This is a genomic window from Bacillus sp. 11C, assembly GCF_055486375.1.
This window is the reverse complement of record NZ_JBUPVZ010000001.1, coordinates 187,386-200,459: the sequence shown is the minus strand read 5'-3', so window position 1 is coordinate 200,459 and position 13,074 is coordinate 187,386. Positions and strand designations below refer to the sequence as shown.

The window sequence follows — 13,074 nt, the reverse complement described above, 5'->3', positions numbered from 1 at the left end:
ATCCAATGCCGTCTATGCTGCGTTACAGCACCAAGCCGACAACATAGCGTTTGTCGGGAATTTGGGTGGAACCACGGATGATAAACACATTCGTCCCTTTTATAGGGATGAATGTGTTTTTTTATATGAATTGAATACATGCGAAGAAAAGGACATGAATGATCGTTACGGTTTTCAGAGAGGGAAGAAAAGGTGAGAGCTTCCCAGCTTAGGATGATCATTTACCGCCTTGGAGCAGCATTGGGGAACTGAAGTATCCAATGCCGTCTATGCTGCGTTACAGCACCAAGCCGACAACATAGCGTTTGTCGGGAATTTGGGTGGAACCACGGGTTAATCACACACTCGTCCCTTTCAGAGGGATGGGTGTGTTTTTTTATATACAACAATTGATAAGGAGTGTTTAAAATGAGTAAACATGTACACATTCAGCTTCCAGACGGACAGATCAAGGAATATCCGAAAGGTATTACAATCAAAGAAGCGGCTGGTTCTATCAGTTCCAGTCTGCAAAAGAAGGCGGCTGCGGGTCAGGTCAACGGCAAGCTCGTTGATCTTGGCTTTCAGCTGGAAGAGGATGCTGAGCTTTCGATTATCACACTTGATTCACAAGAAGGCTTGCAGGTGCTCCGCCACACATCAGCGCACGTATTGGCTCAAGCTGTGAAACGCCTGTATGGAGAAGTATCATTGGGGATAGGTCCAGTGATTGAAGACGGCTTCTACTATGACATGAAGCTGGAGCACAGTTTGACATCAGGTGACTTAGAAGCCATCGAAAAAGAAATGAAGAACATTATAAATGAAAACCTTGAAATTAAACGAATTGAGGTTTCTTACGAAGAGGCTGAAGAACTGTTTGCTCAAAAAGGCGAGCCGTTTAAGCTGGAGATTTTGAAGGATATTCCGCGCGGAGAGGGTATCACGCTGTACCAGCAGGGAGAATTCGTTGACCTGTGCCGGGGGCCGCACCTTCCTTCTACAGGGATGATCAAGGCGTTCAAACTGACAAGAGTATCGGGCGCTTATTGGCGCGGAGACAATGAAAATGAAGTCCTGCAGCGGGTGTACGGGGTTGCGTTTCACAAGAAAAAAGATTTGGATGCGCATCTGCATATGCTGGAAGAAGCGGCAAAACGTGATCACCGCAAGCTTGGCAAACAGTTAGAGCTGTTTATGTTTTCTGAAGAAGCGCCGGGGATGCCGTTTTATTTGCCGAAAGGGCAGATTGTCCGCAATGAACTGGAACGCTTCTCGCGTGAGCTGCAAACAAATGCCGGCTATGATGAGGTGCGTACACCGTTTATGATGAATCAGCGGTTATGGGAGCAGTCAGGCCACTGGGATCATTATCGCGACAATATGTATTTTTCAGAAGTGGATGAGACAAGATTCGCAATGAAGCCGATGAATTGTCCTGGACATATGCTCATCTTTAAAAACAGCCTGTATTCGTATCGTGATCTGCCGATTCGAATGGCGGAGTTCGGCCAGGTCCATCGCCACGAATACAGCGGCGCTTTAAATGGCATGCTTCGCGTCCGGACGTTCTGCCAGGATGACGCGCATATCTTCGTTCGGGAGGATCAGATTGAGAGCGAGATCAAAGAAGCGATTGGGCTGATTGACGAGGTATATCGCACATTTGGCTTTGAGTATTCGGTTGAGCTTTCGACTCGCCCGGAGGATTCATTAGGCGATGATAGCCTTTGGGAAGCATCGGAACGCGCCTTAGCACATGTCCTTGAGGAACTCGGCCTGCCTTATGAGGTAAATGAAGGCGACGGGGCGTTTTACGGACCAAAAATTGATTTTCACATAAAAGATGCCCTGAAACGAAGCCACCAATGTGCGACAATTCAGCTTGATTTTCAAATGCCGGAAAAATTCGATTTAACATATATCAATGAACACAATGAAAAGGTTCGTCCTGTTGTCATACACAGAGCGATATTCGGCTCGATCGACCGTTTCTTTGGTATTTTGATCGAGCATTTCGGCGGGGCGTTCCCAGTCTGGCTCGCACCGATTCAGGTTCAAATCATACCGGTTTCACACGTTCACTTGGACTATTGCAGAAAGGTGCAGGCAGAGCTTAAACAGGTGGAGATAAGAGTCGGCATTGATGAGCGCAATGAGAAGCTTGGATACAAAATCAGAGAGTCGCAGGTACAGAAAATCCCATACGTGCTTGTGCTTGGAGATCATGAAGAGCAGCAGGATGCGGTAAACGTTCGCCAATTCGGGCATCAAGAGAATAAACACGTTTCTTTTCAAATTTTTAAAGATAAACTTGTCAAACAGGTGAAAAATCGAGGCATGTAGGAGAAAAGCTGCGGATTCTCACTTTGCTTTTTTGACTTTCCCTATCCGGAATCAGTAAAATAATAAGTAAATCATATCGTTCGTATGTTATGAATGCATCTCGAAATGGGGAAATTGACATGGACCATGACAAACTGGAAGCAAATTTGCTGGATCACGCACTTACAAAATACTTGAAAACCACGAAGCAAATAGATGAAGCTACCGTTCCGAAACACGTAAATAATGTAAGAGGATTTATTCTGCGGATCATATACAGACATGGGAGCTGCACCATAAAGGATATACTAAAGGAGGTCACACTGTCTCCCTCTGCGACAACCACCGCCCTCAATCATTTAGAGCAGGAGGGTTTTATTGAGAGATCGAGAAATAAAAATGACCGCCGCACTGTATGGATTACGCTTTCTGAGTCGGGCCGGGGAGCGGCTGAGCAAATGATCGAAAACCGCCAGCAGCTGATTGACGGCATGTTTGAACGTGTAACAGCCGAAGAGAAAAAGACGTTCTTAGCGATTGTTGCGAAGCTGACCCAATAGGGATAGAAAAAGCCGGTGCGCGAAGCGCCGGCTTTATAGAGATTATTCCATATCGCTCAGACGTTTGCCTGCGACGGCATAATGGTCTTTTCTCATTTCTTCTATAAACACAACAATTTTTTCTTCAGAAGCACCGGTTGTTTCCTTTACCGCTTCTGTTACTTTCTCGACAAGATTGCGTTTTTGCTCGTCTGTACGGCCTTCGAGCATTTTGACGGTTACGTATGGCATGGGTGCTGAATCCTCCTTTATCTCGTTTCCTCTCTTTAGAAAAAGAGGCTTCTTATAGTATACTGAATAAAGTAAATTCTTGCATTTTTAGAAAGAGGGATATCTCACTTGGACCGTTTTTTATATTATCCGTTATCTTTAATGCCATACCTCGTCATCACGTTAATTGTGTCGTTTACGATACACGAGCTTGCCCATGCTTATGTCGCATACAAATTCGGTGACGATACGGCGAAAAGACAAGGAAGACTGACACTGAATCCTATTAAACACCTTGATCCGTTCGGAACCATTTTGATTCTGGTGGCAGGCTTCGGATGGGCGCGCCCTATTCCTGTCAATCGCCGCTTCTTTAAGAAACCTCGGCTTGCCGGCGTGCTCGTATCTATTGCCGGACCCGTCAGTAACCTGATTCTTGCGTTTATCGGTTTCTTTTTGTTAGTGTTGATGCATGCATACGGAATGGAGCAGCTTGCGGCATTCAGCACGGGACTTGATCAGTTCTTTTCCATTTGGATTCAGCTGAACCTTGTCTTGTTTTTATTTAATCTGCTGCCGCTTCCTCCGCTCGATGGCTATCGAATCATTGAAGATCTCGTCCCTCCGGGGGTTCGTGCCAAGATGACGCAGGCGGAGAGCTACGGCTTTATTGTCTTTTTGGTTCTGTTTGTGACACCGCTCGGATCTTACGTGCTTTGGCCGATGCTCAACGCCGGAAGAGATCAGATTTTACAGCTGTTTTCAGCGATATTTCAACCGCTTTTGTAGGAGGTAGAACTCATGGAAGAAAAAAAGAAAAAATCAATCGGGTTTAATATTATCAAAAGTGATCCGACAGACGGACACGGCGGTTTTGGCGTAGGGGCACTCAGCTTAGATAACATTTCCCCCGTATTCGTCGATGTAGAGGAAAAAGAAGCGTTCGTTGACATCGGCGCCATGCACGCCCGCAGCACCGTTGAAAAAGGAATTAAATTTCTGCCGAACAAAGAAGATGTTCCGAACGGCAAACCATACTGGCTTGTCTGGGTGACGATTGACAGAAGAGAAGAGGGGCCTTATTACGCTGGTGTGACTGCCTGTGAACTGACGGTCGACAGAAGCATCAGAAGAGGCTACAAATCGCTGCCTGAGCATGTGAATCTGATGGATAAATCCATGAAACGGAACATTATCATTGATAAAATGGACGACAGCTCGAAGCGTGTGCTCGGCGAGTTTCTGAAAAATCATGATCAGGGACTATGGGATCGGTCACCAGATGAATTAAAAACAGGCCTTTTTCCGGAAGATAATTAGTTTGTGGACGTTATGTGAACTTTTAGAAAATTAGTACTATTTTTCGTGAACATTGAGTAAACTGATGATACAGAAATAGGACATGGAAAATCCCGAGCCGAACCAAGACTCGGGGTTTTTCATTTTTAGGGTGATAGGATGTACGAAACCATTCGAGTCGGTGATTGGGTGATTAAAGCCGATGAAATAAACGCGAAGTGACCACTTTATCCCCGAAAGATTCCCGAAACCGATTGTTCAGCTTGATTGCGTCACATTGCTTCCATGGATTATGAAGAAACCATACGAATAACCCGGCCTCCGAGGAGCCGGGTTATTTTTAATGATTCCGCCCCAGCCATTTGTCCCACCACTTCTTCGGGGAAGCGGGGCTTTCTTTGGCTGGAAGCCGGTCTTTTGTTGGTTTTGCAGGTTCTGCCCCATAACACACGTTCGACGGTTCAGTGCCTTTCACAAAATACGTGTAGTGCTTGGCTGCGCAGCCGGGACCGGACGTGTAGCCTGTTGCCGGATCAATGTACACGCCGGTTACGCCTTTTGGCGGTTTGAAAGCAGTTTCCGGTTCTCCTTTGAGCGCATCCTCCATGAAGTCAGCCCAAATCGTTTTGGCGTAGCTTTTTTCTTCGACCGAGTCGATGGTGCTGTTTTTGTCATAGCCCGTCCAAACACCTGCGGCCAGCTGTGGATTGAAGCCGATCATCCAGCTGTCTGCGCTGGTGGTTCCTGATTTTCCTGCATACGTTCTTGTCAGGCGGTTGGCGATCGTCCGTCCGGTTACCGACGTATAGCCGTTTAAATCCGTATCAAACATGCCTGTCATCATACTTGCCGTGACAAAAGCGGCTTTTTCATCAAGCACCTGTTTATGCTGATTCGGGTTTTCGTACAGCACATGTCCCGCCGCGTCCGTGACCCTCGAAATAAAAGTCGGTTCGATTTGCTTCCCGCCATTTGCGAGCATGGCATAGGCGTTGACCATCTCAATCGGGCGCACGGGTTCGGTGCCGAGTGCCAGGGACGGCAGTTTTTGAAAATGAGCAGTGATGCCGAACTCTTTTGCCGCCTGTACGAGCTTGTTCATGCCGAGAAAGAGATGTGTTTTCACAGCGTAAATGTTGTCGGAAAGCGCCAGCGCCTGCAGAAGCGTAATCGGCTTGTTGGCGTAGTATCCGTTATAGTTGCTTGGAGAATACGTTTCTCCCTGTGCATCAATCTGAAACTCGGTTTCTTCGCTTTTCATCAAGGTGACTGGCGTAAATCCGCTCTGAATCGCTTTGTAGTACAGCAATGGCTTAATCGTCGAAGCGGGCTGGCGTTTCGCCTGTGTCGTCCGGTCAAACGGGCTTTTTTGATAATCCCTGCCGCCGACAAGGGCCAGAACACTTCCTGTGCGGGGATCAATGGCTGAAAACCCGACTTGAATGTTAGAGCCGGCGTTAACTGTTTCGGTAATGGTCTCCTCGGCGATGCGCTGCATCCGTTTATCTACCGTTGTATAGACGTTTAATCCGCTCGTTTCAATTTGCTCCCGCGTCATGCCGAGCTTTTTCTCCACCTCTCTCATCGCATTGTCATAGAAATAAGGGGCCTTTCTCTTGGAAATTTGTTTATTCAAAGGCTGATAGGAAAGAGGTTCCTTGATCAGTTCATTCGCTTTTTTCTGGCTGATCATCCTCTGCTTTTCCATCATTCGCACAATCGTTTTCTGGCGCTCCTTGGCCTTCGTTTCATTGATATACGGCGAATAGCCGGAAGGGCCTTTTGGGATCCCCGCCAATAAAGCGGCCTCCGCATCCGTCAGGTTTTTCGCATGCTTGCCGAAATACAGGCGGGAAGCGGCTTCAATGCCGTAGGCGCCGTGGCCGTAGTAAATCGTATTTAAATAGCCTTCTAAAATCTCTTCCTTAGAATAGTTCTGTTCCAAACGGATCGTGTAGAACGCCTCATTCCATTTTCGTTTCCACGTTTTATCGTGTTCAAGGTATAAATTTCTCGCATATTGCTGGGTGATGGTGCTTGCGCCCTGAACCTTGGCAAATGCTTTCAAATCAGCAAGCGCCGCACCGGCCATGCGTTTATAATCAAAGCCGTGATGATCGTAGAAATTCTGGTCTTCAACCGCCACTGTCGCTTTTACAATTGTCGGATTCATGTCCTTTAAGGGGACCCAATAGCGCTTTTCACCGTAATTCGTTTCCCCGAGCTTTGAGCCGTCACTCGCATACAAAATCGTGGATTGCGGCACTTGCACGGAGGGAGCGCCTTGGTATTTGGCTATCAAAATGACAGTCATAAACACAGCAGCTGCCGCTAAGGCCGCAAGAGCCCCTAAAAAGATACAGGCGCGGACGGTTTTCAGCGTCAGTCTCAGCCGTTTATTTGTCATTGCATCCACAATGGGTTCCCCCTTTTTTTATGTTTCTACTATTATGAGGAAAAAAGACCGTTTTTAAACATCGCAGAACACGACGCATCTTTACTTTTTTCCCGCCATCCTCTATACTTTTTCCTTAGGTGAAAAAGAGATTTCAACCGGGAATAAAAGCTGAAAAGACGCTTACAATACATGAATACAGCCTTGAAAGGGAGATGACAATTGAGCGAACTTTGGTACACAGAGAAGCAGACGAAAAACTTTGGCATTACGATGAAGGTTAATAAAACATTACATACAGAACAAACGGAGTTTCAGCATTTAGAAATGGTGGAAACGGAAGAGTTCGGCAACATGCTGTTTTTGGACGGCATGGTCATGACATCTGAAAAAGACGAATTCGTTTATCATGAAATGGTGGCGCATGTCCCATTGTTTACACACCCGAAACCGGAGCACGTTCTTGTTGTCGGCGGCGGTGACGGCGGCGTCATCAGAGAAATCCTGAAGCATCCGAGCGTGAAAAAAGCGACACTTGTTGATATTGACGGCAAGGTTATCGAATACTCTAAAAAGTTCCTTCCTTCTATCGCGGGCAAACTGGACGATCCGCGCGTTGACGTGCAGGTGGATGACGGATTTATGCACATTGCGAAATCTGAAAATCAATACGACGTGATCATGGTGGATTCAACTGAACCTGTCGGACCGGCTGTAAACCTGTTTACAAAAGGATTCTACGCAGGAATCGCAAAAGCGCTGAAAGAAGACGGAATTTTCGTCGCTCAGACGGACAACCCATGGTTTACGCCGGAATTAATCACAAATGTACAGCGCGACGTGAAGGAAATCTTCCCGATTACGAAGCTGTATACGGCGAACATTCCGACATATCCAAGCGGTTTGTGGACATTTACAATCGGATCGAAAAAATATGATCCGCTTGCAGTGGAAGACAGCCGTTTCTTCGATATTGAGACGAAATATTACACAAAAGATATTCATAAAGCGGCGTTTGTTCTGCCGAAATTTGTGAGTGACCTGATTAAATAATGAGGGTATGGCGCAGGAGCGAATCTTGCGCTTTTTTACAGGAAAGCGAGGGTATTATAGATGAGATTTGATGAAGCATATTCAGGAAAAGTATTTATCGCGAGCCGTCCCGAGTGGGAAGGGGCGGACGCCATCCTTTACGGCATGCCGATGGACTGGACGGTCAGCTATCGCCCGGGCTCACGCTTTGGCCCGAGCAGAATCCGCGAGGTGTCAATCGGCCTTGAAGAATACAGCCCGTATTTAGACCGTGATCTGGCTGATCTGAACTTCTTTGACGCCGGCGACATTCCGCTGCCGTTCGGAAATCCGCAGAGAAGCCTTGATATGATTGAGGAATACGTGGACAGCATCCTGGAAAAAGGGAAATTCCCAATGGGCATGGGCGGGGAGCACCTCGTGTCATGGCCTGTCATAAAAGCGATGCACAAGAAATACCCAGACCTCGCGATTATCCATTTTGACGCACATACAGATCTTCGCGTTGATTATGAGGGAGAACCGCTTTCTCACTCCACGCCGATCCGCAAAGCGGCAGAATTGATCGGACCGCAAAATGTATATTCTTTCGGAATCCGTTCCGGCATGAAGGAAGAGTTTGAATGGGCGAAGGAAAACGGCATGCACATTTCAAAATTTGAAGTGCTTGAACCGCTGAAAGAAGTGCTTCCGAAGCTTGCGGGCCGTCCGGTATACGTCACAATCGACATTGACGTATTAGACCCTGCGCACGCACCGGGAACAGGAACGGTTGACGCCGGCGGCATCACGTCTAAAGAACTGCTTGCATCCGTCCATGAAATCGCGCGTTCAGGAGTAAACGTGAAGGGCGCTGATTTAGTGGAAGTCGCACCGGTGTACGACCACTCAGAACAAACGGCAAACACAGCCAGTAAAGTCATCCGTGAGATGCTGCTTGGGTTTGTGAAATAAGGAAGCATCCAGACCTTGTCTGGATGTTTTTTTATTGTGAAAAAAAAAACCGCCGATGGACGGCGGTTTTAGATCATGGCGCGTTGTGCAACATCAAAATGTTCTGTTGATGAATTTGATACCTCGACTGTGATAAATACAGCACTCACAGCTAAACAAGCGAGTAATAATTTATACTTCCATTTCATATAAATTCACCCCCCCTTGAATGTGCTGTCTTGCTTCTTCAACCTTTAAAAAGTAATGAGATGCTTTTTTGTAATTTTCCTTCTGATGATAATACTTAGCAACATCAAGTGCGAAGTCTTCAATATCAGCATACATCATTTTACTTTCAAGAAAAACAAAACATTTTTCTATCCGTTCCTCATCTGGTCCAGATAAGTATAAAGATTCCAAAAATTCAAACTCCGTTAAGTACACGGTGTCTCCCGCTGTTGCTGAATATTCTATTCCTTTTTTATGATATTCACAAGCGTCATCCATCTTACCTAATTTAAAATAAATTTGTGTAATGAGGAAAAAGGCTTGTGGCAGAGAAGGGATCATTTTAGATCCTTCAAATACTTGAATAGATTTTTTTACATACTCTATCGCTGATTCAAAACTATTTTGATTTTGCTTGCAAAGCGCTATGTTATAAAGCGTTCTTCCCATTAATTGAGGCTGCTGCTCTGCTTCGGCAAGTATATAAGCTTTTTGAAAATGGGCAATGGCTTTCTCATATTGTTTTAGATCCAAAAAATTGGCTCCGAATAAGGACTGGCATTGAATCATTCTGATATCATATGTAGTCTGTTCACTGTAGAGTTCGAATGCTTGACGTGCATAGTCCATGGAGACATAAGTTTGTTTCATATAGTAATAGACTTCTGACATTTTGAAAAAGAATTCAGCTTTGTCAATTTTGTCTTTCACAAAAATCAGTTTGCTCTCTGCCTTTTTAAAAAATTGAATGGCTAATACATATTCACGGCGATCCAGCTCATACATGCCTCTGAAGAAGTTAAAGTAGTACTCAAGAAGCCCAGTTAAACGAGCCTGTTTTTTATCAATCTCAACCAGCAAATCAGACAGCCGCGGCTGTTCCTCGATCCGCATTTTCTCTAGTGGTTCAAGATACTCAAGCATCAGGTTGTGCCGGAATTCCATCAGTGAAAAGTACAAATGAAGATCCTGATCTTCTTCCATTTGGTCCAGCTCTTGTTTGATTTCTCTTCGTAAATACTCTGCATCGGGTATGCTGAATCGGCGTATGTACATATACCATTCGTTAATCTTTTCTCCGACGGAAGAAGAAGATATGACACCTGTCACGTTTGCAAATCCCTCCCTTCATTATTCTATATATGTCATATTTTATCATCATCATTCTTATGAGAAGCGCAAAAAAACCGCAATCTTTTCTTTCGTTACCCCGCATGTTGGGATATATTTCAAAAAGAAGCTTTTACCCTCGGCAATTTGTACAAGCAAACACAACATCTTTCCATATTCTGTTATATCTGCGTGAGCAGTGTATTTCTAAAAAGGAAGTGAAGGTATGAGAAAAAACAAGCTTTCCTTTAAAGAAAAAGCAGGAGCCGCACAAGAAGAATGTTTATGTTTTTGTGAGGGAGAAACAAGCCGCGAAGCAATGTTTCAAGCACCGATTGAATTGCCTGAGGGGTTTATCGTTGATCCGGCTGAAGCTGTTGCAAATGTCACGTGGAATGCAGACAGCCTTTCTTGTGTCAGTGAACGTTGCTTAATTGAGACGGGGGCTGAGCCTGATGAAATCGCTGTTCAATTTGCAGTACGCCTGCAGGGAACTGTTACGCTTCTTGTCAGTGTGTCGCCTGTGCGAAATCAATATGGACAAGGGGAAGGGGCTGTTTCCGTCATTCACAATGCGGAGATCAACCAAATCGTCTATTACTCTGATGAACCGGAGGATTGCCCGGATTTCAGTGACATCACGATCGAGAACCTTGTTGTTGTTCCGCCCTTTTACGGCAGTCCTTTATCTGTGACGGGAACGATTGTGCTTGTACCGGAATCGGAACCCGAACCCGTTTATGCGTTTACAGCGAATCCAAGTGATCAATCAGTTTCTGTGATTGATACAAACACTCATACTGTTGTGACGACGATTGCTCTTCCGTACCGGCCGACAGGTATTGAAATAACTCCAGATAAAAGCTCTGTGTTTGTCTTACATCCCAACAATAATGTGATTTCTGTCATCGATTATGACACATTAACAGTAACAGCATCTATTTTGCTGGATCAGCCGCCTCGATCGATTAGATTTATCCCTAATCATGAATTTGCTTATGTTTTCGCCGGTACTGTGATTTATGTGATTGGAATTGATACGTTAGCTGTGGATAGGTCGATTCCTGTGGAAGGGTATGATGTTGCAATTGATCCCAATGGGTTATTCGCCTATGTTCTTAATTTTGGTATAGTGCAAAAAGTGGACCTATCCACCGGTGAAGTCATAGGAACGATTGAACGAGAGCTTATCGTATCATCCATAGAAACAGATTCTCCGGAGCGGTATGCGTATGTATTAGAACAAGAATTCTTATTCAATTATCTGACGGTTATTGATTTAAATTCGTTTACGCTCAGCAATACCCAAGAGCTGGAGCCTGACGGCCAATATGTAATGTTTACGAGTGGATCAGAGGTGTATTTACATGACAGCTTCACTGGCAATTTATATTCTGTCAGTCCGAATGGAGCAGGCGTTATAGGAAATGTTCCACAATCAGCAAGAGACTATGCGTTTACCCCGAATGGCGAATTTCTGTATACAACTCATGTTCTAGAGCAGAGCATCACTGTTTACAACACGGATGATTACTCTGTGGAGACTGTCATATCTCTTGGGGTTTCACCGGGAGCTATTGCGATTTAATCAACTGCATGCTGTGCATTTCTAAAAGGACGTGAAATCATGAAAAAGAATGATCTTTCTGCTTTACAGGAAAATTGTTTCTGTTTTTGTGATGAGGAAATCAGCGGAGAAGCGCCGTTTCAAGTGCCGATTGACATTCCCGAGGGGTTCACTGTTGATTCTGCCGAAGCAGCTGCGGCGGTTACATGGAGTACAGATCATTTATCATGTATCAGTGAGCTTGCTTAATCCAGACTGGACCGGAAACAGAAGATATCGGTGTTCGATATGCTGTGAGAATACAAGGGGCCGTTCCGCTTCTTGTCAGTGTGTCGCCTGTGTGAAATCAATATGGACAAGGGAATGGGTCGGTTTCTGTGATTCATACTGAAGAGATTGATCAAGTTGTTTATTATGCAGCACAGTCTGACCGCTGTCCTGATTTCAGTCAAATGACAGTGGAAGATCTTCTCATTGTTCCGCCATTCTACGAAAGTCCGCTCACTGTGACCGGGACAATCGTTTTCCCACCATCGCCAGATCCTCAATCGTATGTCTTTACAGCGAATTCAGGGGACAGCACAGTTTCGGTTATTGATGCGGCAGCAAACCTTGTTGTTGCAACTATTCCTTTTACGTCTGTGCCAACTGATCTGGGGGTCACGCTAGATAAAGCTTATACGTATGTCCTCCATGGAAATACTAATCTAGTTTCTGTGGTTGATAATCAAACATTAACCGTGGCAAATACAATAACCGTCGGCACTGGGCCGAGAAAGATTCAATTTGATCCTGCAGGAGAGTTTGCGTACGTGATGGCTTCTGGCTCTATTTATATCATTGATCTTGCGCTTCAGGCAGTCAGTGATGTTTTTTCAGTACCCGACGCCGCAGACTTTGCACTTGATCCGAACGGGCAATTTGTCTTTACTGCTAATACAATTTTCTGGTCAATTGATCAATATGATGTGAATACAGGCCAGCTTGTTGACAGCCTCGTGAATCAGTTTGAATATCCAAGTTTAATTGAAACGCCATATGCCGGAGACTTTGCGTATGTGATGACTGGTGAATTATGGCCGAAGGGTGTAGCGGAGATTAGTTTGTCACCCTTGAGCAGAGAAGGTGACTTTAATCGTTTATTTGAAACTTTGAGGACAATTGTATTTTCATTTGACAGTACACGAGCTTATTTTCTAGAACCATATTTTGATCCGTCTCTCATTCATAATCTCACTGTCGTCAATACAGCCACAAACGCAATTATTGCGAGTGTTTCTGTGCCCGGCGCCTTTGACCTCGCAGTAACACCCGACAATCAGTACATTTATGCGGCACAGCCCAACGACAATACTGTGACTGTGTACCGCACGAGTGATTATGCAGCCGTGACGGTGATTCCGGTTGGTACGGGTCCGTCTGCGATTGCGATGTAG

Annotated in this window: 11 protein-coding genes, 1 pseudogene and 1 other annotated feature; of the genes and pseudogenes, 8 read left to right on the top strand and 4 right to left on the bottom strand. The window is 45.3% G+C overall.

The features are described 5' to 3' along the window. Nucleotides 1-134 precede the first annotated feature (134 nt). Nucleotides 135-356, top strand: a binding site (T-box leader). Nucleotides 357-408: 52 nt separating this feature from the next. Together thrS and ACY3LV_RS01015 are read left to right on the top strand one after the other, a co-directional pair. Then, entirely contained in the window at nt 409-2,325 is a 1,917-nt protein-coding gene (gene thrS / locus ACY3LV_RS01020; RefSeq protein ID WP_464863213.1) for a threonine--tRNA ligase, read from the top strand. A gap of 119 nt (nt 2,326-2,444) precedes the next feature. Further along, nucleotides 2,445-2,864 (top strand): MarR family transcriptional regulator, encoded by a 420-nt coding sequence (locus ACY3LV_RS01015; protein ID WP_148962473.1) that lies wholly within the window; start codon nt 2,445-2,447, stop codon nt 2,862-2,864. Nucleotides 2,865-2,906: 42 nt separating this feature from the next. On the opposite strand, the gene ACY3LV_RS01010 is transcribed toward ACY3LV_RS01015, so the two are convergent. Continuing rightward, nucleotides 2,907-3,095 (bottom strand): 2-hydroxymuconate tautomerase, encoded by a 189-nt coding sequence (locus tag ACY3LV_RS01010; protein WP_003222038.1) that lies wholly within the window; start codon nt 3,093-3,095, stop codon nt 2,907-2,909. 108 nt (nt 3,096-3,203) lie between these two features. Here ACY3LV_RS01010 and ACY3LV_RS01005 point away from each other — a divergent pair, with 108 nt between their 5' ends. Together ACY3LV_RS01005 and ACY3LV_RS01000 are read left to right on the top strand one after the other, a co-directional pair. After that, the gene (locus tag ACY3LV_RS01005) at nt 3,204-3,863 is read left to right on the top strand and encodes a site-2 protease family protein (RefSeq protein ID WP_464863212.1); all 660 of its coding nucleotides are present in this window, start codon (nt 3,204-3,206) and stop codon (nt 3,861-3,863) included. Between the two features lie 12 nt (nt 3,864-3,875). Further along, nucleotides 3,876-4,394 (top strand): YwhD family protein, encoded by a 519-nt coding sequence (locus tag ACY3LV_RS01000; RefSeq protein ID WP_464863211.1) that lies wholly within the window; start codon nt 3,876-3,878, stop codon nt 4,392-4,394. A gap of 319 nt (nt 4,395-4,713) precedes the next feature. Here the strand turns inward: ACY3LV_RS01000 and ACY3LV_RS00995 are convergent, their stop codons facing one another. Then, a complete protein-coding gene (locus ACY3LV_RS00995; protein WP_464863210.1) occupies nt 4,714-6,789 on the bottom strand; it encodes a transglycosylase domain-containing protein in 2,076 nt (691 codons plus the stop codon). A 201-nt stretch (nt 6,790-6,990) separates the two neighbouring features. Between ACY3LV_RS00995 and speE the strand changes: the two genes are divergently transcribed. Further along, nucleotides 6,991-7,821, top strand: coding sequence for a spermidine synthase (gene speE, locus ACY3LV_RS00990; protein ID WP_464863209.1), 831 nt, complete (start codon nt 6,991-6,993; stop codon nt 7,819-7,821). Nucleotides 7,822-7,881: 60 nt separating this feature from the next. Next, nucleotides 7,882-8,754, top strand: coding sequence for an agmatinase (gene speB / locus ACY3LV_RS00985; protein WP_464863208.1), 873 nt, complete (start codon nt 7,882-7,884; stop codon nt 8,752-8,754). A gap of 68 nt (nt 8,755-8,822) precedes the next feature. Here speB and ACY3LV_RS00980 read toward each other — a convergent pair whose 3' ends face one another. Both ACY3LV_RS00980 and ACY3LV_RS00975 read right to left on the bottom strand, forming a co-directional pair. Further along, nucleotides 8,823-8,942: a PhrC/PhrF family phosphatase-inhibitory pheromone gene (locus ACY3LV_RS00980; RefSeq protein ID WP_014665774.1), complete on the bottom strand. Its 120-nt coding sequence runs from the start codon at nt 8,940-8,942 to the stop codon at nt 8,823-8,825. After that, nucleotides 8,926-10,071, bottom strand: coding sequence for a response regulator aspartate phosphatase (locus ACY3LV_RS00975; RefSeq protein ID WP_148962477.1), 1,146 nt, complete (start codon nt 10,069-10,071; stop codon nt 8,926-8,928). Before ACY3LV_RS00975 ends, ACY3LV_RS00980 begins: the two co-directional genes overlap by 17 nt. A 226-nt stretch (nt 10,072-10,297) precedes the next feature. Here ACY3LV_RS00975 and ACY3LV_RS00970 point away from each other — a divergent pair, with 226 nt between their 5' ends. Then, nucleotides 10,298-11,659, top strand: a complete 1,362-nt coding sequence (locus ACY3LV_RS00970; RefSeq protein WP_464863207.1) for a YncE family protein — start codon at nt 10,298-10,300, stop codon at nt 11,657-11,659. A gap of 39 nt (nt 11,660-11,698) precedes the next feature. Next, nucleotides 11,699-13,074: pseudogene (locus tag ACY3LV_RS00965) on the top strand (YncE family protein).